The sequence below is a fragment of the Stenotrophomonas sp. 109824_Sma genome (assembly GCF_056480025.1).
Genome location: NZ_CM151078.1, coordinates 2,228,017 through 2,251,287 on the forward strand (window position 1 = coordinate 2,228,017; position 23,271 = coordinate 2,251,287).

Consider the following 23,271-nt stretch of genomic DNA (forward strand, 5'->3'; position numbering starts at 1 on the left):
TTACTGGGTCACGAAGCTGGTAAACAGCAGATCGTCGGCGCCGTTGCTGCCGGTCTCGGCCTTGAGCACTTTCTGCACCTCGGCCAGTGAGGCGGCCTGCAGCTTCTGCTTGCCGGCCACATCGGCGATCTGGTCCGGGCTGACCTGCGAGAACAGCATCAGCAGGCGCGCGCGGATGGCCGGGGCATGGGTCTTGATCGCTTCCAGCGCGGCCGGGTCGCGGGTCATCAGCTGCACTTCCAGCTGCAGGTAGCGCGGGCCGTCGACCGGGCCGTTGAGGTTGACCACGAACGCCGGGTCCAGCGCGAAGTACTGTGCCGGGGCCGGGGTGGCGCTCTTCTTCGGCGCCTGCGCTGTCTTCTCTTCGTGCTTGGACTGGGTGAAGAACCACACGCCGCCGCCAGCGGCAGCGGCGGCCAGTACGGCCACCAGTGCGGTGATCAGGATCGGACTACGCGGCTTGGCGGCCTTGTCCTTCTCGGCGGTCTTCTTGGTTTTGTCAGCGGCTGCGGCCACGGGGTGAAGCTCCTGAGGGTTGCTTCACCGGGATATGCAAGGGGTGTGCCGAAGGCGGGGCAGAGGGGTGCGACGGAATTCCGTCGGGGTGCCGGTGGGGCCGTGCGGAGCACGCTCCGCACCCACCAGCGCGATACGGGTAGCTGCCAACCCTGGTTGGCACGCCTGTCAGGCGTAGGCGTCCAGCAACCCGCGCTGGCGGATCAACTGCGCGGACGACACGCTGGCGTCGCCCGGCGACGGTTCTCCGTCACCGGCCATGCCGCCGCCACCGGCCTGGCCCGACGCATTGCCGTCACCACCGGGCGCCTGGTGGCCGACATCGGCGTGGGCCAGCTGGAAGCCCTGTTCGCCCAGCAGCTCGCGCAGGCGTGGCAGGCTGCTTTCCAGTGCCTGGCGCACGTCCACGTGCGGGCTGCTGAAGCTGGCGTGCACCTTGTCACCGTTCAACTGCAGGCGGACATCCACTGGGCCCATGTCGTCCGGGCTCAGGCGGATGTGGGCGTGGCCGATCTTCTGGTCGGCCAGCCAGCCCAGGCGCGCACCGATGGCCTGATCGAAGCCATCGTCACCCAGCACGGGCTTCGGCGTGGGTTCGCCATTGAAGATCGCGTTGCCGGTGGCCAGCGCGGCCTTCAGGTCCTGCACGGCGGCCGCGGCCGGTGCATGCAGCAGCGGCGCACTGATGCGGTCGCCGAGGGCGGCCACGTCGCTGCCTTCGCCACGCTCGCTGCGCTTGCCGGGCAGGATCATCTCCGGCAGTGGCAGTGCGGTGGCGTCGTCAGTGTTGACCGCCGTCGGTTTGCTGTCGGCCGCCAGCGGGGCTGCGGTTGCCGCTGCCGGCGCGGCTGCAGGCAGTGTCGGGGTCGCGGCGGAGGGAGTGGGCAGCGCCGTACCGTCGCTGGCCAGTGACGGTGCAGCGGTGCCCGGCAGAGCGGCGGCCTGATCGGCAGGCGTCGGCATCGCCAGCACCAGGCCGGCCAGGCCGAGCGGTGGCCACGGGGCGTCCTCGGTCGCGGCGGGCTTGTCCTTGTCGGTGCCGGGCCCAGCCGGGGTCAGGGCAACGGGCGGCAGTGGCGGCGTTTCAGCGGTTGTAGCTTCGGCGTCTGCGCTGCGTTCGCCCGGTGCCTGGCCATTGCTGTCGGTGGTCGATGGCTGGCCAGGCGTGGAGGGCGTCGGCGTCTGCGTTGGCGTCGTGGCGCTGCCGGAAGGCGCCGGCGCGGAGGGCGCACCGCCCTGCAGCAGCTGGCTGAAGTCCTTTCCGCCTTCGCTGCGCGCGGCGCGCGCGGCACTGTTGCTGCTGGTGGGCGTTGCCGGGTTGGCACTGCTGGCGAGCGGGGCGGGCATCACGAGCGGCCTCCCTGCTCGGCGCCGTCCTGGTCTTCGGCCTGCACCAGGCGTGCACGGCGCGCGCCAATGTCGTCCATCTCGCGCTGGTCGCGGCGGTCGGTCACCACCTTTTCCTGCGCGCGGTAGCTGGCGGCCAGCTGCTCCAGCACCGCCTTGTCACGGCTGGCCAGGATCAGGCGGGCGCGCTCGGCCTCTACCTTTTCGCGGTTGCCGTTGACCGTGGCCTGCTGCTGTTCGACCGCACTATCCAGGCGATCAAGGAAGGCGCGGCGGTTCAGCAGCTGCGCCGGGCTGGTCGCCGCCATCTGTGCGTTGGCGTACTCCTCGGCATAGCGGCGCAGTTCGTCCAGTCGCGATAGATGGGTGTCGAGCACGCGCTGGCGTTCGGCCAGGTCGCGGGCGACCGCGTCCTCGTGTTCCTGGGCCCGCTTGAGCAGGGGATCGATGCGCTTGGACTGGTTCATGGCTTAACTCTCTTGTTCCACCAGGCGCTGCAGCGCCGCCTGGCTGTGCGGGAGATCTGCGGCCTTGGCAACGTCCTGGCCGAGGAACTCCATGATTTCCGGCCAGCGTTCCAGGGCTTCGTCGGTGGCCGCGTCGTTGCCACGCTGGTAGGCACCGATCGCGATCAGGTCACGGTTGGCCGAGTAGGCCGAGACCAGTCGCTTCAACTTGCGGATGCGCAGGCGCCACGGTTCGTCGGCGATTTCCGTGACCACGCGGCTGACCGACGATTCGACGTCGATGGCCGGGTACAGGCCGCTGTCGGCCACGCGGCGCGAGAGCAGGATGTGGCCGTCGAGGATCGCGCGTGCGGCATCCGCGATCGGATCCTGCGGATCATCGCCTTCGGTCAGCACGGTGTAGAACGCGGTGATCGAGCCGCGGCCCTTGGCGCCGTTGCCGGCGCGTTCGACCAGCGCCGGCAGCTTGGCGAACACGGAGGGCGGATAGCCGCGGGTGGTCGGTGGTTCGCCGACCGACAGGCCGATCTCGCGCTGCGCCTGGGCGAAGCGGGTCAGCGAGTCCATCAGCAGCAGCACGTTCAGGCCCTGGTCGCGGAACCACTCGGCGATGGCGGTGGCACGGTAGGCACCGTGCAGGCGCGCGAGCGGCGGCCGGTCGGCGGGGCTGGCGACCACCACGGCACGGCGCAGGCCTTCCTCGCCCAGCGTGGTCTCGACGAAATCGCGGACTTCGCGGCCACGTTCACCGATCAGGCCGACCACGATCACGTCGGCGGCGGTATAGCGGGTCATCATGCCCAGCAGCGTCGACTTGCCGACGCCGGAACCGGCGAACAGGCCGACACGCTGGCCGCGGCCGATCGGCAGCAGCGCGTTGATCGCGCGCACGCCCACGTCCAGCGGCTGTGTGATCGGTTCACGCGCCAACGGATTGATCGAGACGCCGGCCATGCCGACATGGCCTTCGGCGCGGATCGGGCCCTTGCCGTCCAGCGGCACGCCATCGCTGTCGATGACGCGGCCGAGCAGGCTTTCGCCTACTTCCACGCCGCCGCGCCGCGCTGACGGTACCACCCGCGCGTTGGGCAGCAGGCCGTGCAGTTCGGCGCTGGGCATCAGGTAGGTGCGCTCGCCGGCGAAGCCGACCACTTCGGCATCGACCCAGCCACCATCGACCACTTCCACCTTGCAGCTGGCGCCCAGTGGCGCCTCGCAGCCGACCGCTTCCAGGGTGAGCCCGACCGCGCGGCGCAGCACGCCCTCGCGGATCAGGCCGCGACCATGCGCGGTGTCCACGCGCAGGCCATCCAGGCGGCTGGCCAGGCGCAGGTTGCGGGCCACGGCCCAGTCGGCCGCTGGCGCCGGTTGTGGCGCGGCTTGCGATTCCGGGCTCATGCGCCTGCTCCGGTCTGGCGGATCACCGCATCCAGCGCACCGCGCAGGCGGGCTTCCAGGGTGCCGTCGATGCGTACCGCTTCAGCGTGCACGCGCAGGTCGCCACGGCTGAGGCTGGTATCGGGTACCAGGCGTTGCGCCGGCGACAGGTTCAGCAGCGGGGCGAGGGCGGCGATGTCATCCGGGTGCAGCCGCACTTCCACCTCGCGGGTGCTGCCGCCGACCGCGTCGATTGCTTCACCGACCAGCTGTGCCAGCAGTGCCGGCTCGGCTTCGTAGGCGCGGCCGACCAGCGCGCCGGCGATGCGCACGGCCAGTTCGCCGAGTGCGCCGACCACTTCGTTTTCCAGCCGCACCAGCGGCCGGCTGAAGTTGTCGAGGATGCCTTCGATCTGCGCGGCGAGGCGACGTACCTCGGCCTGGCCCTGGCCGTAGCCGTCGGCATGGCCCTGATCGAACCCTTCCTTCTCGGCGCTGTCCTGGATTGCCTGGATTTCTTCCAGGGTGGGCAGCTGCAGCGGCGGCTCCGGTTCGTGTTCCGGGTCCGGCTCGGTGAGTTCGAACGCATCCTCCTGCTCCAGCACCGGTTCGGGCTGGGCCAGCAGGTCCGGGGCAAGCCAGCGCACGACGTTGCTCACAGCATGGCCTCCGCACTGCCACCGATGGTGACGGTGCCTTCATCGGCCATGCGCTTGACGATGGCCAGGATCTCGCGCTGCGCGCCTTCCACGTCGGACAGGCGGACCGGGCCGCGGGCTTCCATGTCTTCCAGCAGGATTTCGGCCGCGCGCTGCGACATGTTGCGGGTGATCTTGTCGCGTACCTTGATGTCGGCACCGCGCAGGGCCAGGCCCAGGCGCTCGCCGCTGACCTCGCGCAGCACCAGCTGCATCTCGCGGTCGTCCAGGTCGACCAGGTCGTCGAACACGAACATCAGGTCCTGGATGCGGTTGCTCAACGGCGCGTCGATGCGGGCGATCTCGCCCAGGATCGCCTGGTCCTGGCCGCTGTCCATGAAGTTCAGGATGTTGGCCGCGCACTGCACGCCGCCGATGTTGGACGACTTCAGGTTCTGGTTGCCGGCGAACTGGCGCTCCATGATCTCGTTGAGTTCATTCAGCGCGTTCGGCGGAATGCCGTCGAGGGTGGCGATACGCAGCAGCACGTCCACGCGCGTACGGTCGGGCAGCAGCTTCAGCGCGTCGGCGGCCTGGTCGGTTTCCAGGTGTGCCATCACGATGGCGATGATCTGCGGGTGCTCGTTGCGCACCAGGTCGGCCACCGCGCGCGGGTCCATCCACTTCAGTGCATCCAGGCCGGTGGTGTTGCGGCCGAGCAGGATGCGGTCGATCAGGTTGCCGGCCTTCTCGCTGCCCAGCGCCTGCACCAGCATGTTGCGGATGTAGTCGTCCGAGCCAACGCCCAGCGAGGTCTTCGAGCCGAGCTCCTGGCCGAACTGGTCCATCACCCGTTCCACCTGCTCGCGAGTGATGTCGGTCATGGTGGCCATGGCGATGCCGATTTTCTGCACTTCCTTGGGTTCCATGTGGCGCAGCACTTCGGCCGCATCCAGCTCACCCAGCGAAAGCAGCAGTACGGCGGCGCGCTGCACGCCGGTCAGTGGTGCCTCAGTCATTGGCCACCCAACCCTTGACCACCTGGGCCACGCGCTTGGAGTCGGTCTTCACGGCTTCACGCGCCATCCGCAGTCGTTCCTCATATGAATCCACCGGCAGGGCCAGCGCATCCGGCCCGCCCAGGCTGGCCCGGTCGGCGCCCAGCGCCGGCAGCGGCATGCCATCGTCATCGACCAGCTGCACGTCCGCGGTGTGCGGTTCCAGTGCCTGTTCGTCGTTCTTCTTGCCCTGGCCGGTGATCGCGCGCAGCGCCGGGCGCAGCACGCCGAACAGCAGCGCCAGCACCACCACCGCGCCAAGCAGCATGCGGCCGGCATCGTGCACCCACGGCAGTTCCCACCAGGCCGGGCCTTCGACCGGCGTGGTGTCACGCACGAACGGGGCATTCATCACCGACACGGTGTCGCCACGCTCGGCGTTGAAGCCGACGGCCTGCTTGACCAGCGCCTCGACGCGGGTCAGTTCGGCGGCCGACAGCGGCTGCGGTGCGACCTTGCCGTTGGCACCGGCGCGCGGCACGTTGTCCACCAGCACCGCCACCGACACGCGCTTGATGCGGCCGGCCGGCTGGCGGGTGTGCTGCAGGGTGCGGTCCAGCTCGTAGTTGCGCGTCGCGTTCTTGCTGCTTTCGGTCGGGGTCTGCGCGGTGGCCGGTGCGGCCTGCTGGCCCGGCGGGCTGTTGCTGGTCGCGCCCGGCACGCCCTGCGGGCCCGGTGTGCTGGTGGTGTTCTCGCTCATCTGCTCGCTGCGCAGCTTCTGCGGCTCACCGTTGTAGAGCTCGCGGGCTTCCTCGGTCACCGAGAAATCCATGTCCACGCTCACTTCCGGGTTGACCCGGCCGGGGCCGGTCATCGGCTCCAGCAGTTCGCGGATGCGCTGGTTGAACGAGGTTTCCTGGCGGCGCACCTGCTCGAACTGGGCCGCGTTGACCGCCGCCTCGCTGTTCGGGTCGGTGATGCTGAGCATGCGTCCGCTCTGGTCGACCACGGTCACCCGTTCCGGGGCGAGGTCCGGAATGCTGGCGGCGACCATGTGCACGATGGCATCCACCTGGCTGCGTTCCAGCTGCTGGCCGCCACGCAGTTCCAGGGTCACCGAGGCGCTGGCCACGTCACGCTGGCGGGTGAACGCGCTGGGCTTGGGAATGGCCAGGTGCACGCGCGAATCGCGCACCGGGCGCAGCGTGTTGATGGTGCGCGACAGCTCGGTTTCCAGCGCATGCTGGTAGCGCGCGCTTTCCACGAACTGGCTGACGCCGAAGCCCGGGTCGCGCTCCATCAGCTCGAAGCCGAGCTTGCCGCTGTCGGTCAGGCCGGAGCCGGCCAGCTTCAGGCGGGCGTCGTGCAGGTTCTTTTCCGGCACGGTGATGCCACCGGTGGCCGGGTCGAGCGCGAACGGAATCTGCGCGGCGCGCAGCAGGTCGGTCGCTTCAGCGGTCGCCTTCTGGTCCAGGCCGGTGTACAGCGGGACCATGCCCGGCTTCTGCGACCAGAAGAACACGGACAGGCCTGCCGCCACCGCCACTGCGATCATCGCCATCAGGCCCAGCCGACGGGTGATCTGCAGACTCTGCAGGCGGTCGAACCATTGCCCGGCCTTCTCGGCGTTCAGGCTGTCCTTGGAGAGCGTCAGTGCCATGCGTCAACGTTCCTTACAGCGGCATGTTCATCACGTCCTGGTAAGCCTGGACGAGACGGTTGCGGACTTCCACGGTGGCGCGGAAGGCGATCTGGGACTGCTGCGAGGCGACCATCACCTTGGCCAGGTCGGCGCTGGGGTCGCCCATTTCGAAGGCCTTGGCGAGGGCGCCGGATTTCTGTTGCGCGTCGTTGACGCCGGCAATCGCACCACGCAGGGTTTCGGTGAAGCTGGCCGGCTGCACCTGCGGCGCATCCAGCACCGTGCCCGGCAGGGCATTGCTGCGCGGCGTTTCGCCCAGCGGGTTGAGCGCCGGCTGTCCCATCTGGGTCTGATAGGAGCGGATCTGCGAAAGGATCGAAGTGACGGAGTGGGACATCTGCAACGGTTCCAGAAACAGGGGATGGGGTTGTCTGCTGGTGCAGGTGCAAGTGCCGTGCCGAAACCGGTTTTCGATTCAGTGAAGTGAGGGTTGTGGATGTGCTGGCAGGGCTGCGCCCTGCACCCGCCGAATCAACGTCAACGTCAACGTCAACGGCGGGCTATCCGTGGGATGGCGGGGTGGGTCCGGTTGCGGGGGACGCCGTAAATACGTCCCTGTAGGCTCGGTCGCGCCATCCATGGCGCTCACGCCCCCGCAACCGGACCCACCCCGCCTTCGACAGTTGGCCGCGATCTGTTAGAACCTGCTGCTGATGGTGGGTGCCGACCGTTGGTCGGCACGGGGTCAGATCCCGTTGCGACGCAACGGGCTCTGACCCCTTTGAAGGCGCCATTTATCCGGCGTCGGTTTTCTGGCCTACGGCTGCAGGGTCCAGTGGCCGGAATTCTGGCGCTGGCGCGGTGCGATGGGGCCGTCGTGCTGGGTGTAGATGAAGTGGCCCTGGCGGTCCCCCAGGCAGGTCAGCAGCAGGGTGTAGCGGGCGGGGCCGGCCGGGTGGGTTTCGGTCATCTGGATTTCCGCGATATGCGGTGCCAGGCGCTGGTAGCGGTAGCTGCCGCCGATGCGGAGGTCGGTGCCGAGGATGTCCAGCATGTACTGGCTGCCGGCGAAGCTGACCTGCACCATGCGGCCCGCGTTGGGATTGTCCGGTGCGTACAGCGGGTCGCTGAGGTTGGTGAACTGGCGCTGGTCCAGCGTGGTGGGCAGGGTGCAGGTGGCGGCGGTGGCAATGCCGGGGCAGAGCAGGGCGGCGAGCAGGGTAAGGCGATGCATGGTGGAACCTCCTTGGGGTGTCCATGCCATGCTCCGCGGTGCGGCCGCGTTGTCTCTGGGAAAACGTGCAAATGCAGTGGGGTCAGATCCCTTTCCGCAGGAAAGGGATCTGACCCCGGGCGCCACAAACACCAACGCCCGGGCAAGCCCAGGCGTTCGTGCCCCCTTCATGCTGGCAACGCGGTTCAGCCGGCCAGTTCGGCCTGCTCGCGTTCGATGCCGTACTTGCGCAGCTTTTCCACCAGGGTGGTGCGGCGCAGGCCAAGCAGCTGGGCGGCGTGGGCGACCACGCCCTGGGTGCGTTCCAGTGCTTCGTTGATCAGGCCCAGTTCGATATTGGCCATGTGGTTGCGCAGGTCCAGGCCGTCGTCGGGGAGTGCCGCCGGGGCTGCAGCGCGATTGACTGCGATGCCGTGCTCCAGTGCTGGCTGGCCGCCGCTGCCCGGGGTATGGAACGAGAAGCTGCGCAGGTCCAGGCGTTCTTCGCTGGCGACCGGAGCCGCCGGTGCCGGTGCCGGGACGGCCAGCGCGGCATCGCCGCGATAGCGCGCCGGCAGGTCCTGCACGCGCACCGAGCCACCCGGATGCAGCACCGCCAGGCGCTCGACCAGGTTGGTCAGCTCGCGCACGTTGCCCGGCCACTCGTAGCCGGCCAGGGCCTGCAGCGCTTCCGGGGTGAAGCGCACTTCGCCGCGGCCGGTGCGGGCCAACTGTGCGGCGATGGTTTCCACCAGTGCTGGCAGGTCCTCGCGGCGCTCGCGCAGGGCGGGCACGTCGATCGGGAACACATTGAGGCGGTAGAACAGGTCCTCGCGGAACTTGCCTTCGGCGATGCGGGTTTCCAGGTCGCGGTGGGTCGCTGCCACGACACGCACGTTGCAGCGGATGGTCTGGTTGCCGCCGACGCGCTCGAAGCTGCGTTCCTGCAGCACGCGCAGCAGCTTTACCTGCATCGGCAGGCTCATGTCGCCGATTTCGTCGAGTAGCAGGGTGCCGCCCTCGGCCATTTCGAAACGACCCTTGCGCGCGGTCAGTGCGCCAGTGAAGGCACCCTTTTCGTGGCCGAACAGTTCGCTTTCCAGCAGGTCGGCCGGAATGGCGCCGCAGTTGATCGCCACGAACGGGCCATCGCGGCGCGGCGAGCGCTGATGGATCGCGCGCGACACCACTTCCTTGCCGGTACCTGATTCGCCCAGCACCAGCACGGTGGTGTCGAACGCGGCCACCTGTTCGATCATGGTGCGCAGTTCGGTCACTGCCGGGCCGTTACCGGTCGGCCCCTGGTCCTGCGCGGCGCCGGCCTGGTGCTCGGCGTCCAGGCGCTTGAGGCTGGCGCGGCGCAGCAGGGCTTCCATCTGCGCGTGGCGCAGCGGTGTTTCGAGCGGCCAGATGTTTGCTTCGTGCAGCCCGTGCTGCTGGGCAAACGCTGCGGCATCACCATCGGCCAGCAGCACCGGCGGCGGCAGGCTGCTGCCGCCCAGCCAGTTGTACAGCGCAGCGCTGGCAGCGGTGTTGTCCAGGCTGCCGACGATCACCGCCATCCAGTCGTTCTGGCGCTGGCGGCCCAGGTCGAAGTCGGCCGCGTCGGACACCCAGCGCGGGTTGAAGTCCATGAATTCCAGCAGGGCAACGGTGCGCTCAGCGCGCACGGCGTCGTTGTCCAGCACCAGGATGCGCGATTCGCTCACGATCGATCCTCCCTGAGGCCTTCCAGGATCGGCATGACTTCCTGGATGTAGGACAGCTTGCTGACAAAATTGTCGGCGCCGGCACGCAGCGCGTGTTCGCGGTGTTCGGCGTCGTCGAAGTGGCTGGCGATCACGATGTACGGTGCATCGTCCTGCGACTTGATCAGGCGGGTGGCCTGCAGGCCGCCCATTTCCGGCATCGCCAGGTCCATCAGCACCACCTGCGGGCGCAGCGTTTCCGAGCGTTCGATCGCTTCCAGGCCGTTGCCGGCGCTGCCGACGATCTGCAGCCAGTCGATCTTGCGGAAATGGCGCATCGCCGCATTGATGAAGCCCTCGTGGTCATCGACCAGCAGGACCGTGAGCTTGTTCATGTCCAACATCCTTTTCAGCCCACCCGGGCCAGCTGGGGTTGCCTGGCGCTGAGCCGGCGCCGTTCGCGGGCCGGGGCGATATCCAGTTGTTCTCGGTATTTTGCGACGGTTCGGCGTGCAATGTTCACCCCCTGGCGTGACAGCAGGCCGGCAATGGCCTCGTCGGCCAGAGGGCGGCCGGCCGGTTCGGCGTCGATCAGGCGGCGGACCATGGCCTTCACCGCCTGGCCGGAGACGCTCGCGCCTTCCAGGCGCACGGCGAAGAAGTGCTTCAGTTCGAAGGTGCCGCGCGGGGTCTGCAGGAACTTGCCGGTGGTGATACGCGAGACGGTGGACTCGTGCATGCCGATTTCTTCGGCCACTTCCTTCAGGGTCAGCGGGGCCATGGCCTCTTCGCCACGGACCAGGAAGGCGGCCTGCCGCTCGACGATCACCCGTGCGGTGCGCAGCAGGGTGTCGTAGCGCATCGACAGGCCGCGGCTGAACCAGCGTGCTTCCTGCAGCATCTCGCGCAGCGCCGGGGCGGCTTCGCTGGTTTCGGCCAGGGCCTGTTCGTACTGGCTGTTGATCGAAACGCGGCGGCTGGTGGCCGGGTTCAGGGCGACCTTCCACTGCCCATCGGCGTGCCAGGCGACCACGTCCGGCACCACCACGGCGTTGCGTTCGGGCAGCAGGCTGTCGCCGGGGCGCGGCTGCAGCGAGAGGATCAGGCGCACCGCCTCGCGCACGTCGTCGATCTCGGCGTCGTGCTGGCGGGCGAGGGCGGGGTAGTCGTGGGCGGCCAACGCATCGAGCGCGCCATCGAGAATGCGGGCCGCCAGATGGCGGGCCGGTACCACGCCGTGCAGGCTGCGCAGCTGCGCCTGCAGGCCTTCACGCAGGTCCCGTGCGGCCATGCCGGCAGGCTCGCCGTGCAGAAGCTGCTGGCGGATGGCTTCGACGCCGTCGGCGGCAATGTCGAACTGGGCGCTGGCGAGAAGCTGCAGCTGGTCCAGCGGTGCCTGCAGGTAGCCGGCTTCATCGCAGTGGTCCAGCCAGAATGCAGCCACCGCCAGCTGGCCGTCGTCCATGTCCAGCGACAGGCGCTGCAGCACGCGCAGCTGCGGGTCGGTCGACTCGCCGGCGGCGATGCGCGCCATGCGGTCGTCGTCACCGTCCTGCCAGTTGGCACCCGCCACGTCCCACATCGACGACTCGGGCAGTTCGTCGAAGGCGGCGGTGTCGAGGGTGGTGGCACTCGCTTCAGTGGCCTCGGCCGCGGGCGCTTCGGCCTCTTCGATCTCCAGCAACGGGTTGGAGTCCAGCAGGCGCTGGATTTCCTGTTCCAGGTGCAGGCCATCGAGCTGCAGCAGCCGGATCGACTGCAGCAGCTGCGGGGTGAGGTGAAGTTGTTGGCCCAGCTGGGTCGAGAGTGCAGCCTTCATCGTGGTTCCCCGGCACCGCTCCCCGGCGCCTTGTGGAACGCATCTTGCTTTTGATCCGGCGGGGGCGGAATCGGGGGGTTCCTGAGGGCTTTCGTAGATATCCCGACAGGATGTAGGGATTTTCCCCACATTGGCGCGAGATGTTGACGAAGGCCGCCGCCAAGTCATTGATTTGTGGTGCCGAACCGGCCGTGTTCGCGGTGCGTCGTGCACGGATTCCTGTCAGGGCCTGTCAGGGTGACGGGAATTCGTCGCCGGTGCAGTGCCGGGCAGGGGTCAGATCCCTTTCCACAGGAAAGGGATCTGACCCCACCAGCAGGCAATCATTCCAGCTCGTGCTGGTGGCGTGCGGCCAGCAGCAACAGATCATTGGCGCGCCGGCAACCCAGCGACTCCATCATGCGTGCGCGGTGGGTCTCCACCGTCTTGACGCTGATGCCGAGATCGGCGGCGATTTCCTTGTTGCTTTCGCCCTTGCCGATGCGGCGCAGGATCTCGCGCTGGCGCGGCGACAGCGCGGCGATGCCGGTGGGCTTCTCGCGGCCCAGCATGGGCGCCAGCATCTTGGCCGAGATCTGCGGGCTCAGGAACACCTGGCCGGCGTGCGCAGCACGCAGTGCCAGTTCCAGCTCCTGCGGTGCTGCATCCTTGACCACGAAACCGACCGCGCCGCGATCCAGTGCATCGCGCACGTGCGCGGCGTCGTCGTGCATGGTCATCATCACCACCCGGGTGCCGGGTGCGCGCAGGCGGATATCGCTGAGTGCTTCCAGGCCGGTGCGGCCGGGCAGCGAGAGATCCATCAGCACCACGTCCGGTGCGTGCTGCAGGGCCAGCTGCAGGGCCTGCTCGGCGTTGCTGGCCTCGGCGACGAGCTGCACGTCGGCAAACCCCTGCAGCAGCCGCGCCAGGCCGGCGCGGACGAGGGTGTGATCGTCGACGATGAGAACTCGCACAGGCACGCAACGGATCCGTGTAGGGGAGTCCACCTTAACTTAGCTGAACGGGCGCGCCAAGGGTCGGCCGTGCAGTGCCAGGGTGGCGGGTTTCAACGTGTGCGGCGCGCCTCGGCCACCTGGCGGCGGTGCAGGCGGAACAGGTGCCGCTCCATCGCCATCTCCAGGCCGTCGCCCAGGCGCTGGAAGCGCAGCCACAGGAAGTGGCCGCCACTGCCGTCGGCCGCCTCGGCGATGACTTCCACCGGCAGGTCGATGTGGTCGGGCAGCCAGTCGCTGGGCTGCAGGCGCACCACGCCGGCCTGGCCGGCGGTGGCGCCACTGCGCGGGCCCAGCTGCAGGCGGATGCCACGGCGCGACCAGCGCACCGGGCGCAGGGTCAGCTCCTGGCCCTGCTGGCGCACCAGCCGGCCGAGCAGCACCATCGCCAGGTCCAGCTTGGCTTCCAGGCGCTGCAGCTGCAGGCTGGCTTCGTTGCGTTCGTCATGCTCGTCGACGCGGCTGTCCTCGACCAGCGCCAGGCTGCGCAGCAGGCCTTCGGCGCTGCTGGTGCGGCCGGCCGCGCTGCCCGCCTGGAATTCGACGGGCAGGGCCAGTTCGCAGCTGAGCGTCTCGTCGAACAGCTCGCTTTCGGCCGGGTGGTGCAGCGAGGTGGTCGGCAGCGAGGTCATGCCAGCGATTCTGCCTGCAGGTAGGCATGCGCCGCGCGAAGGGAGCGCTGGCCGTCGTTCATCAGTGCGGCCACGGCATCACGGCGCTGGCGCAGCAGGCCGAGCAGATTCTGCTGGCGCTCGAACAGGGCCGTCAGCGGAGCGTGGTCGGCGGCGGTCAGCGGCTGGCTGAGCAGGGCGTGCAGGGTGCTGTCGTGGCCGTCGAGCAGGCTGTCGGCCTGGTCGAGGGATTCTTCGCCCAAGGCCTTCTCGAAGGCATCCAGCTGCGCATGCAGTTCGTGCAGGCTCATGGCGCCACCGCGGCCGGGCGGCGCTGTTCGTGCGGGATCGCATTCCAGGCGCTGTCGATCTCGCCCAGCAGCTGCAGCGATTCATCCAGCGCGGCACGGTCGTTGTGCAGGTTGGCCTCGGTCAGTCGCTGCAGCACGTAGTCATAGAGCGCCGACAGGTTTCCGGCGATCTCGCCACCGGCCTCATGGTCCAGCGAGCCGTTGAGGTGGCCGACGATCGCGCAGACTTCGCCGATCGCCTTGCCCTTACCGGCCTGGTCGCCACGCTCGAGGCTGGCCAGGGCGCGCCGCACGCGCTCCAGCGCACCAGCCAGCAGCATCGCCACCAGCTTGTGCGGATCGGCATCGGCGACCGCACTGGTCACTCCCACCTGGCGGTATTGCTCGGCATATTGACGGCTGGAACCGTACATTCGTGATTCTCCTTGCGCGGGGTGCCGTCGGGTGATCGTGGGGATCGGTTCCGACGGCGCGGCGATGATTGCTGTTGCGTCCGTTATCGGTGCGTTGCACGGCAAACTTGAGTGCCGCGCACGCATCGTCAGCGGTTCAACTGTGCCAGCTGCTGCTGCAGCGCGGTATTGCTCTGCTGCAACTTGCCCATCAGGCTGTCCAGCGCCAGGAACTGTTTCTTGTAACGCTCTTCCACGCTCTTCATGCGCGTGTCGAGATCCTTGCGGCGCTTGTCGATGTTGTCCAGCGTGGTGTTCAGGCCCTTGGTGCGGGCGACGAACGCGCCCTCCTTGCCGACCGTGGTGCTGACGTAGCCGTCGACCATCGTGTACAGCGTGCCTGCACCGCCGGTATCGCCGGTGATGGCCGAGCGGATCTTTTCGGGCTGGCTGGCCAGTGCTGCGGCAAACTTGGTGGTGTCCAGCACCAGGGTGCCGTCGGCGTTGGGATAGCCGCGCGTCTGCAGGCCCAGCACCTTCGGGTCCAGGCCATCGGCGGAAAGCGCCTTCAACACCCCCGACATCACCGAGCGCAACTGGCTGGAGGCGCCACGCATCTGCGCGTCGCCGGTCAGCGTGGCGGCTTCCTTGGTCTTGGCGTCGTACTTGGTTTCGGTATTGATCGCTGCGATCGCCGCGTTGTAGGCGGTCACGAACTCCTGCATGACCTTGGTCGCGGCGGCGGTGTCGGTGCTGATCACCACCGTGCTCTTGCCGGGAATCTTGAGGTTCAGGGTCAGGCCCGGCACCGCGTCCGCCACGGTGTTGCTCGCACTGACAACCGTCACGCCGTCGATGGTCAGCTCGGCATCGGCCGCCGGGGTGTTCTGCTTGAGACTGCCGACCAGTGCACCCAGCTTCGGGTCGCTGCCGCTGTACTCCAGCTTGATCGCATTGGCGGCGCCGGTCTTTTCCTGGGCGATCGACAGGTACTGGTTGTCGCCGGAGCTGATCAGCGTGGCCTGCACGCCGTCCTTGCGGCCGGCGGCGTCGATCTTGTTGCGGATGGTGGTCAGCGTATCGCCGTCCTCCACCGCCACGTTCATGGTCTTGGCCTTGTCACCAACGCCAACGGTCAGCGTCAACGTTCCGGCGCCGAAGGTGTCGGTCTTGGGGAACGAGGTGTCGGCAATCAGCTTGTGCGCCGTGGCGAGGGATTTCACCTCCACCAGGTGGGTGCCGTTGGAGGCCGCTGCCTTGGTCGTGCCGACGTCGTACAGCGCCACCGATGCGGTCAGCACGTCGTCGGCGTTGGTCGGGCCGGCCTTGCCGGTGGCGGTCACGGTACGGGTATCGAAGGCGGTGGTGGCCTTCAGTGCGGTCAATGCCGTCTTGAGCTTGTCGAACGCCGCAGTGACGGTGCCGATCGACGACAGCTGCATCTTGGCCTTGGACTGCTGCAGGTTCAGCGCATTGTCGGCGGGCTTGCGGTCAGCTGCGACCAGCTGGTTGACGATGCTGGAAATATCCAGTCCCGAGCCGATGCCACCGTATCCAAAGTCTGCCACGTCGTTTCTCCTGGTATCCGGGCCTGGCCGCCGTGCGGTGGCCCGTCGTCAACGAAAATAGCGGCCTGCGCCGCTGGGTCTTGAGGACTTCGTTGATGCATGTGCCGTGCCAATGGCCTGGCGCGGTTTCTGGCACGCGGGTTGCAGGAGGGTTGGGGCAGGGTGCGGGTAGGTTCACCGCGGGCTGCCGGGAGTCTGCAAAAAGCCCTCCCCCAATGCAGGGGAGGGATCAGGCTACTGACAATCGGGGGGAGACGAAGCCGCCCGGTACGTACAGTCAAAGGTACAGCGCTGAAAGAGAGGTCCGCAGGAGCGGGCGATGCCAAGCCGGTTCGGGAGTGATCCCGGGCCGGGCATGGCCCGCGCCTTCGTGCATCGTGGCTTCCCGGTTGCCGCTACCGTCGGTTCGACCCGACGGTAGCGGCGCCTTCTTGCCGTGGATCAGCGCAGCAGGCTGAGCACGCCCTGCGGCACCTGGTTGGCCTGGGCCAGCATGGCCGTACCGGCCTGCTGCAGGATCTGGGTGCGGGTCAGCTCTGCGGTTTCCTTGGCGAAGTCGGTGTCCTTGATGCGGCTGCGCGAAGCCGACAGGTTTTCCGACGAGGTCTGCAGGTTGGCCACCACCGAGGTGAAGCGGTTCTGGATCGCACCGAGGTCGGCACGGGTGCTGTTGATTGCACCCAGGGCCTTGTCGACCACTTCCAGGGCCTGCTGGGCGCCGAGCACGGTGCTCACGTCCAGCTTCTGCACGTTGGCCGAGGTATCGGTGCCGGCGGTGTAGGCGCCTGCAGCCGCCGCGGTACCCCAGGTCTTGGCGGTCGCGTCGTAGTCGCTGCGCATCAGGGCGATATCGGCAGTGGCAACGGCCTTGCCTTCCTTCACCGAGCTCAGCTTCAGGGAGCCGTCTGCATTGGCTTCGGCGTAGATGCCGGCCTCGCCGATCTTGGCGTTGATGGCGGTGGCGACGGCCTTGGAGGCATCAGCCGTGGTGGCGCCGGCCTTCACTTCAACCGTGCCGATGTCCACACCCATCACGGTGCCGGAGAAGCGGGCACCATCGGTGCTGGCGGCCAGGGCGGCAGTTGCGCCGGTGGCGAAGGTCGAGGTGCCCAGCGAGCCGGCCTTGGCATCGATGGTCTTGTCGATGGCGATGGCCTGGCCGGCGTTGGCACCGACCTGGAACAGCTGGCTGGAGAAGGTGCCGTCCAGGAGCTTGGTGCCGTTGAAGTCCGACTGCTTGGCGACGCGGTCGATTTCCGAGACCAGCTGGGTCACTTCGGCCTGCAGTGCCTTGCGGTCGCTGGCCGAGTTGGTGGCGTTGGAGGCCTGCACCGACAGTTCGCGGACGCGCTGCAGGTTGTTGCCGATTTCGGTCAGCGAACCTTCGGCGACCTGGGCCAGCGAGATGCCGTCGTTGGCATTGCGGATGGCGACGTCGGTACCGCGGATCTGCGTGCCGAAGCGCTCGGAGATCGCCAGACCGGCGGCGTCGTCCTTGGCGCTGTTGATGCGCGAACCGGAGGAGAGGCGCTGGATGGTGGTAGCCAGCGAGCTGCCGCTGGTGCTCAGGTTACGCTGAGCATTCAACGACATCGTATTGGTGTTGATGACTTGTGCCATGGTGCTTTTCCTTTGGCGAAGGTGGAACGTGTTTCAGGATCCGGGCGCCGCGTCATGCGGCGCCCGGAGGTCGATCAGCGAGCGGATCAGCGCAGCAGGCTGAGCACGCCCTGCGGCACCTGGTTGGCCTGGGCCAGCATGGCCGTACCGGCCTGCTGCAGGATCTGGGTGCGGGTCAGTTCGGCGGTTTCCTTGGCGAAGTCGGTGTCCTTGATGCGGCTACGCGATGCCGACAGGTTTTCCGACGAGGTCTGCAGGTTGGCCACGACCGAGGTGAAGCGGTTCTGGATCGCACCGAGGTCGGCGCGGGTGCTGTTGATCGCACCCAGGGCTTTGTCGACGATTTCCATCGCCTGCTGGGCGCCCTTCACGGTGCTGACGTCCAGGTCGCTGGCGTACTTAGCGGCCGGCGCGGCAGTCGAGGCGGTGAAGGTCGGCGCGGTGGCGCCGGTCCAGGTGCCCGGGGTCGCGGTGATGGCCTTGAACGAGCCATCGGCGTTGACGCTGTCCTTGACCGAGGTCAGGGTCACGCCGGTGGTGCCGTTCACTTCCGCGAACACGCCGGTCTCGCCGATCTTGGCGTTGATCGCGGTCACCAGTGCTTCACGCGAGGCCTTGCCGGTGGCAGCGGCGTCGGCGCCCTGCTTGACCGAGACATCGGCAATGGCCACGCCATTGATGGACAGGCCGCTGGTGCTGAAATCAGCGTTGGTGCCCGGGTCGGCCAGGGCCAGCGAGTTGGTGTCGAACTTGGCGCCGCCCAGGGCATTGGCCTTGGCATCGATGGTCTTGTCGATGGCGATGGCCTGGCCGGCGTTGGCGCCGACCTGGAACAGCTGGCTGGAGAACGAACCGTCCAGCAGCTTGGTGCCGTTGAAGTCCGACTGCTTGGCGACGCGGTCGATTTCCGAGACCAGCTGGGTCACTTCGGCCTGCAGTGCCTTGCGGTCGCTGGCCGAGTTGGTGGCGTTGGAGGCCTGCACCGATAGCTCGCGGACGCGCTGCAGGTTGTTGCCGATTTCGGTCAGCGAACCTTCGGCGACCTGGGCCAGCGAGATACCGTCGTTGGCATTGCGGATGGCGACGTCGGTACCGCGGATCTGCGTGCCGAAGCGCTCGGAGATCGCCAGACCGGCGGCGTCGTCCTTGGCGCTGTTGATGCGCGAACCGGAGGACAGGCGCTGGATGGTGGTAGCCAGCGAGCTGCCGCTGGTGCTCAGGTTACGCTGAGCATTCAACGACATCGTATTGGTGTTGATGACTTGTGCCATGAGGAGAGGTCCTTGAGCGGTTGCACGTGAGTTGGGTTAGACGCCCCCGACGTGCCCCGGGGGCGGCTCATGTCAGCGCTGCAACAGGCTGAGCACGTTCTGCGGTACCTGGTTGGCCTGGGCCAGCATGGCCGTACCGGCCTGCTGCAGGATCTGGGTGCGGGTCAGTTCGGCGGTTTCCTTGGCGAAGTCGGTATCGCGGATGCGGCTGCGCGATGCGGACAGGTTCTCCGAGGAGGTCTGCAGGTTGGCCACCACCGAGGTGAAGCGGTTCTGGATCGCACCGAGGTCGGCGCGGACGCTGTTGACCGATTCCAGGGCCTTGTCGACGATCGACATCGCCTTCTGTGCGCCTTCGGCGGTGGTGACGTTCAGGTCCTTGACGAAGCTGGCCGCTGCACCGGTCAGGGTGCCGCCGTTGGTGCTGGTCTCGGTCAGGCCCAGGCCGGCGATGGTCGCGGCGGTGGCGCCGGCCGGCGGGGTCGCCGCGCTGACACCCAGGGCGAAGGTCTGGCCATCCTTGACCGAGGCCAGGCTGATGACGCCGGCATTGACCGAGGCAACCACGCCGGTTTCACCCAGCTTGTTGTTGATCGCCGCCGCGGTGGCCGAGGTGATCGACTCGCCGGCCTTCACCGTGAAGTCGCTGATGGTGACCGTGGTGGCGGTGCCGCCCGGCGGGGTCACCGAGACCTGCAGGCCGGAGTAGGTGGTGTCGGCGGTGGCCTTGTCGGCCGCTGCCAGGCTGGTGCCGGTGTAGCCGTTGGCGAAGGTGGCCGCGCCCAGCGAATCGGCCTTGGCGTTGACCACACTGTTGATGGCGATGGCCTGGCCGGCGTTGGCGCCGACCTGGAACAGCTGGCTGGTGAAGCTGCCGTCCAGCAGCTTGGTGCCGTTGAAATCGGCCTGCTTGGCGACGCGGTCGATCTCGCTGACCAGCTGGGTCACTTCAGCCTGCAGGGCCTTGCGGTCGCTGGCCGAGTTGGTGGCGTTGGACGCCTGCACACCCAGTTCGCGGATGCGCTGCAGGTTGTTGCCGACTTCGTTCAGCGAACCCTCGGCGACCTGGGCCAGCGAGATGCCGTCGTTGGCGTTGCGGATGGCCACGTCCAGACCACGGATCTGGGTGGTGAAGCGCTCGCTGATGGCCAGGCCGGCCGCGTCGTCCTTCGCGCTGTTGATGCGCAGGCCGGACGAGAGGCGCTGGATGGTGGTAGCGAGCGAGCTGCCGCTGGTGCTCAGGTTGCGCTGAGCGTTGAGCGACATCGTATTGGTGTTGATTACCTGTGCCATGGGGTCGTCTCCTCTTATATGGAACCCGTTGGTGAATGAAACGAAGCGCCGCCTGTTTTTTTGTGTGGCTGTGTGCTTCGCTGTTGCCAAATGAATAACGGCGCTTTGTCAACAACCTTTAGCCGTGAATTCCGCTGGAGCCAGAATTCGTTGCCGGAAGCTGTTTTTCCGGGGTTTTTCAGCCTTGGTCGGGCGTGAAGGCGACCCCGGAAGGGGCGGTTGGGCATGCCCAACCAGCGCTGATGAAGGTATCGGCGGGGCAGGGCCGGGCTTGATGGGCAATCACGGAAATTCGGCCGGACACGGCCAGATGGCGCCAGCGCCGGGGCATGCACGGCGTGCGCAGCGGTAGCAGAACCCGCAAACGGAAAAAGCCGCGATGCAGGGCATCGCGGCTTTTCAGGGGTGACGCGGGAGAAGCGTCAGCGCAGCTTGTTGAACAGCGACATCGACTGCATCTGCGAGAAGATCGTCTGTGCCGCCTGCAGCGCGGTGCTCTGCAGCTGGTACTGGCTCAGCGCATCGGCGTAATCGAGGTCGCGCATCTGCGACAACGTGGTCTTCAGGGTCACGCCATTGGCCTCGCGCATGTCGGCCGCGTTGTCCAATGCCTTCAACTGCGCACCACCGGCAGCGCGCGAGTCGATCATCCGCTCGGACGCGCGTGCCACGTCGCGCAAGGCACTCTGCAGCTGGTTCTGCTGCGCGGTCATCTGCGCGGTGGTGCCGGTGTCGGCGCCCAGCGCTGCCACCAGGTTGTCCATGGTGGCGAAGATGTCGCGGCTGCTGGCGGCCTGTACGTTGAAGCTGTCGCCCGCCGCCGGTGCGCCCGTGATACGCAGGCGCACACCGTTCACTTCCAGATCGTCGCCGGCCTTGTAGGTGCCGGTACCGGTCACGTTGCCTGCACCGTCCACCACCTCGTACTGGTTGCCGGTGGTGAAACGGACGCTGAAGCCCTGGCCGTTCCAGCTGTCGCTGCCGTCGCGGGTGACGTTGGTCAGCACGCCGTTGCCGGTGTTGCCGGCTGCGGCGCTGCCGTCGACGAAGCCATCGCCGGTGGGAATGCGCATGAAGATCTCGCTGCCGGGCAGGGCATCGCGCACGTAGGTATCGGGGCCCACTTCGATCTGGCGCTGGGTCTGGTCGCCGCGGTAGACCACCTTGCCGTTGATCTTGGCAAACGGCGGGTCGCCGTCGTTGGTACCACCGAATACGTAGCGACCGGTGCCATCATCGGCGTTGGCCAGCGACAGCAGGCCATCGCGGATCTGGTTGACTTCGGTGATCAGCGTTTTCTTGTCGGCCGCGCTCAGCGCTGGATTGCTGGCCTGGATGGTCAGATCGTTGACGCGTGCCATCAGGTCGTTGACCTGCGCAAGGGTGTTTTCCTGCACGCCCAGGCGGTTCTGCACGTTGCCGGCGTTGAGCTTCATGCGGTCCAGTGCGGCCAGGCTGCGGTCAAGGCCGACCGCAGTGCCGGCGGCAACCGGATCGTCCTTGGCGCTGACAATCTTGCTGCCGGTGGCGATCTGCTGCTCCAGGTGGCTGAGCTTGGCCTGCTTGGCCATCATCAGCGACACGGACTGGTTGAACATCATGCTGGTGGAGATGCGGCTGCTCATCGGCGGACGGCTCCCAGGATGGTCTGGAACATGCTGTCGGCGGTGGAGATCAGCTGCGAGGCGGCCTGATAAGCCTGCTGCAGGCGCAGCATGTCGGCGGCTTCCTCGTCCAGGTTCACGCCGGAGATTTCATCGCGGGCTTCCTGCGCCTTGTCATTGATCACCAGCTGCGCGTCGAGCGAGTACTCGGCCGAGCGTGCGGCAGCGCCGACCTGGGTGGTCAGGCCACCCAGCGCACCGTTCAGTGTCACCGTTCCGGCGTTGAACGCCTTCGCGCTTTCCACCTTGGCCAGCTTGGAGGCGTTGCTGTTGTCCGACGAACCGGCCGGGGTCGGGGTGATGTTGAAGGTATCGCCCACCTTCGGTGCACCGTCCAGCACGAAGCTCCAGCCATTGGCACTGATGGTCTGGCCGGGCGTGTAGGTCTGCGGCGGGCCACCGTCGATGGTGTAGGTGGTGGCCGAGGTGAACACGATCGCCGACGGATTGCGCAGGTTGGCGTTGGTCGAATCGGTGACGGTGACGCCGCTCAGCTTGCCGGTACCGGTATTGGCGGTGGCGGCCGCGCCCTTCACCGCCGCAGCGGCGGCGATGCGCGACGGATCGGTGATCGCCACTTCCATGCTGCCGGCCACGCCAGCGGTCGGCTGCAGCAGGAAGCGGTCATTGGCAGCCGGCGTGCCGCCGACGACCAGCTTGACGCCGTTGATCAGCAGCGGATCGGCGGCGGTGCCGGTTCCGGTCAGCGGAATGCTGGCGCCGGTGTCGGCGCGGCTGGCCTTCCAGTTGGTGCCATCGAACTGCAGCACCACGTTCTGCGCGTCCAGCTTGCCCAGGTCGCCGTAGGTCGCGCTGAGGCTGGCGGTGCCGGTATTGCTGTTGTTGCCGGTGACGCGCGGGTTGCCGATGTTGAAGAAGTCCCCGCCCATCTGGCCATACAGGTCGACGCCCTGGTGGTGCGCCTGGTTGAAGGTTTCGGCCAGGCCCACCGCCAGCTTGCCCAGTTCGGCCTGGGCAGGGGTCAGCACGGTGTCGCGGAACTCCAGCAGGCCACCGATCTGGCCGCCGACCGCCTTCGGATCGAGGCGGATGGTGTTGCCCTGGGTCTCCAGCGCCAGCTGCAGGCGCTCGGGCTGGTACGGATCGGCCACGGTGGTGACCTTGGTCGCCGTGGTACCCACCACCAGCGCGTTGCCGCCGGCGGTGTAGACATTCATGATGCCGCCGTCCTGGATCACCGCCGTGCCACCGGTGTAGCCGATCAACTGGGTGATCAGCTGGTCGCGGCGGTCGAGCAGGTCGGGGGCCGCAGAGGCGATGTTGGTGCCGATGGCGCCGTTGATCTGCGCGATTTCCTGCGCCAGGCGGTTGACCTCGGTGGCACCGGCCAGCAGGCCGTTGTTGACCTCGCTGTTGAGGTTGTTGAGGTGCGTGTTGAGCTGCACGAAGCGGTTGGCCAACGCCTTGCCGCCGTCGAGCATGTTCTGGCGGTCGGCGGTGCCGGCCGCGTTGGACGACAGGCCGCTGACCGAATCGAAGAAGTTCGACCAGACGCCGGCCACATTGGTGGCCGGGTCGGAAACCAGCGCGTTGACCCGGTCGGCCATGCCCGAAAGCTGCTTCAGGCGCGCCAGTTCACCGCTGCTGTCGAGCAGGCGCGAGATCGCCAGCTGGTCGGCCGTGCGGCGGATGTCGGTGATGCGGGTCCCGTTGCCGACCGTGCCATAGCCATAGTTCTGTGGATCGGCGGTGGCGAAGTTGACCTTTTGCCGGCTGTAGCCGGGCGTATTGAGGTTGGCCACGTTGTGGCTGGTGGTCGCCAACGCACGCTGGAAGGCGAGCAGGGCACCGGTACCGGTGGAAAGTACGCTGGACATGGT

22 protein-coding genes are annotated in these 23,271 nt (G+C 67.6%); all 22 read right to left on the bottom strand.

Annotated features, from left to right (window positions below):
- The gene (locus ACZK1G_RS10550; RefSeq protein WP_005416435.1) at positions 1 to 516 is read right to left on the bottom strand and encodes a flagellar basal body-associated FliL family protein; all 516 of its coding nucleotides are present in this window, start codon (positions 514 to 516) and stop codon (positions 1 to 3) included.
- Between the two features lie 168 nt (positions 517 to 684).
- On the bottom strand, positions 685 to 1,863 hold the full coding sequence (locus ACZK1G_RS10555) for a flagellar hook-length control protein FliK (RefSeq protein WP_101765408.1): 1,179 nt from the start codon (positions 1,861 to 1,863) through the stop codon (positions 685 to 687).
- Positions 1,863 to 2,330, bottom strand: coding sequence for a flagellar export protein FliJ (gene fliJ, locus ACZK1G_RS10560; RefSeq protein WP_005416437.1), 468 nt, complete (start codon positions 2,328 to 2,330; stop codon positions 1,863 to 1,865). Before fliJ ends, ACZK1G_RS10555 begins: the two co-directional genes overlap by 1 nt.
- Positions 2,331 to 2,333: 3 nt before the next feature.
- The gene (fliI, locus tag ACZK1G_RS10565) at positions 2,334 to 3,728 is read right to left on the bottom strand and encodes a flagellar protein export ATPase FliI (protein ID WP_197622104.1); all 1,395 of its coding nucleotides are present in this window, start codon (positions 3,726 to 3,728) and stop codon (positions 2,334 to 2,336) included.
- Positions 3,725 to 4,366 carry a FliH/SctL family protein gene (locus tag ACZK1G_RS10570; RefSeq protein ID WP_075674536.1) on the bottom strand — a complete coding sequence of 214 codons (642 nt, stop codon included), beginning with the start codon at positions 4,364 to 4,366 and terminating at the stop codon, positions 3,725 to 3,727. Before ACZK1G_RS10570 ends, fliI begins: the two co-directional genes overlap by 4 nt.
- A complete protein-coding gene (gene fliG, locus ACZK1G_RS10575; RefSeq protein WP_024958226.1) occupies positions 4,363 to 5,349 on the bottom strand; it encodes a flagellar motor switch protein FliG in 987 nt (328 codons plus the stop codon). The genes ACZK1G_RS10570 and fliG overlap by 4 nt, the downstream gene beginning before the upstream one ends.
- A gap of 7 nt (positions 5,350 to 5,356) precedes the next feature.
- The gene (gene fliF / locus ACZK1G_RS10580; protein ID WP_101765409.1) at positions 5,357 to 7,003 is read right to left on the bottom strand and encodes a flagellar basal-body MS-ring/collar protein FliF; all 1,647 of its coding nucleotides are present in this window, start codon (positions 7,001 to 7,003) and stop codon (positions 5,357 to 5,359) included.
- Between the two features lie 13 nt (positions 7,004 to 7,016).
- A complete protein-coding gene (gene fliE, locus ACZK1G_RS10585; protein ID WP_014037113.1) occupies positions 7,017 to 7,382 on the bottom strand; it encodes a flagellar hook-basal body complex protein FliE in 366 nt (121 codons plus the stop codon).
- Positions 7,383 to 7,802: 420 nt separating this feature from the next.
- Positions 7,803 to 8,219 (bottom strand): hypothetical protein, encoded by a 417-nt coding sequence (locus tag ACZK1G_RS10590; protein ID WP_101765410.1) that lies wholly within the window; start codon positions 8,217 to 8,219, stop codon positions 7,803 to 7,805.
- Between the two features lie 185 nt (positions 8,220 to 8,404).
- The gene (locus ACZK1G_RS10595) at positions 8,405 to 9,907 is read right to left on the bottom strand and encodes a sigma-54 dependent transcriptional regulator (RefSeq protein ID WP_101765411.1); all 1,503 of its coding nucleotides are present in this window, start codon (positions 9,905 to 9,907) and stop codon (positions 8,405 to 8,407) included.
- A complete protein-coding gene (locus tag ACZK1G_RS10600; RefSeq protein ID WP_010485922.1) occupies positions 9,904 to 10,281 on the bottom strand; it encodes a response regulator in 378 nt (125 codons plus the stop codon). Before ACZK1G_RS10600 ends, ACZK1G_RS10595 begins: the two co-directional genes overlap by 4 nt.
- Positions 10,282 to 10,295: 14 nt before the next feature.
- Positions 10,296 to 11,705, bottom strand: coding sequence for an RNA polymerase factor sigma-54 (rpoN, locus tag ACZK1G_RS10605; protein WP_101765412.1), 1,410 nt, complete (start codon positions 11,703 to 11,705; stop codon positions 10,296 to 10,298).
- Between the two features lie 323 nt (positions 11,706 to 12,028).
- The gene (locus ACZK1G_RS10610; RefSeq protein WP_005413261.1) at positions 12,029 to 12,661 is read right to left on the bottom strand and encodes a response regulator; all 633 of its coding nucleotides are present in this window, start codon (positions 12,659 to 12,661) and stop codon (positions 12,029 to 12,031) included.
- 92 nt (positions 12,662 to 12,753) lie between these two features.
- On the bottom strand, positions 12,754 to 13,332 hold the full coding sequence (locus tag ACZK1G_RS10615; RefSeq protein WP_101765413.1) for a PilZ domain-containing protein: 579 nt from the start codon (positions 13,330 to 13,332) through the stop codon (positions 12,754 to 12,756).
- Positions 13,329 to 13,622, bottom strand: a complete 294-nt coding sequence (locus ACZK1G_RS10620; RefSeq protein WP_010485909.1) for a hypothetical protein — start codon at positions 13,620 to 13,622, stop codon at positions 13,329 to 13,331. The genes ACZK1G_RS10615 and ACZK1G_RS10620 overlap by 4 nt, the downstream gene beginning before the upstream one ends.
- Positions 13,619 to 14,035 carry a flagellar export chaperone FliS gene (fliS, locus tag ACZK1G_RS10625; RefSeq protein ID WP_005416447.1) on the bottom strand — a complete coding sequence of 139 codons (417 nt, stop codon included), beginning with the start codon at positions 14,033 to 14,035 and terminating at the stop codon, positions 13,619 to 13,621. The genes ACZK1G_RS10620 and fliS overlap by 4 nt, the downstream gene beginning before the upstream one ends.
- Positions 14,036 to 14,163: 128 nt before the next feature.
- Positions 14,164 to 15,582 carry a flagellar filament capping protein FliD gene (gene fliD, locus ACZK1G_RS10630; protein ID WP_075674530.1) on the bottom strand — a complete coding sequence of 473 codons (1,419 nt, stop codon included), beginning with the start codon at positions 15,580 to 15,582 and terminating at the stop codon, positions 14,164 to 14,166.
- A 441-nt stretch (positions 15,583 to 16,023) separates the two neighbouring features.
- Positions 16,024 to 17,202 (bottom strand): flagellin, encoded by a 1,179-nt coding sequence (locus tag ACZK1G_RS10635; RefSeq protein ID WP_049442739.1) that lies wholly within the window; start codon positions 17,200 to 17,202, stop codon positions 16,024 to 16,026.
- 86 nt (positions 17,203 to 17,288) lie between these two features.
- Positions 17,289 to 18,473: a flagellin gene (locus ACZK1G_RS10640; RefSeq protein WP_049442738.1), complete on the bottom strand. Its 1,185-nt coding sequence runs from the start codon at positions 18,471 to 18,473 to the stop codon at positions 17,289 to 17,291.
- Between the two features lie 72 nt (positions 18,474 to 18,545).
- A complete protein-coding gene (locus tag ACZK1G_RS10645) occupies positions 18,546 to 19,766 on the bottom strand; it encodes a flagellin (protein WP_049442737.1) in 1,221 nt (406 codons plus the stop codon).
- A gap of 422 nt (positions 19,767 to 20,188) precedes the next feature.
- Positions 20,189 to 21,391, bottom strand: coding sequence for a flagellar hook-associated protein FlgL (flgL, locus tag ACZK1G_RS10650; protein WP_049442736.1), 1,203 nt, complete (start codon positions 21,389 to 21,391; stop codon positions 20,189 to 20,191).
- On the bottom strand, positions 21,388 to 23,268 hold the full coding sequence (flgK, locus tag ACZK1G_RS10655) for a flagellar hook-associated protein FlgK (protein WP_101765414.1): 1,881 nt from the start codon (positions 23,266 to 23,268) through the stop codon (positions 21,388 to 21,390). The genes flgL and flgK overlap by 4 nt, the downstream gene beginning before the upstream one ends.
- Positions 23,269 to 23,271: the final 3 nt, after the last annotated feature.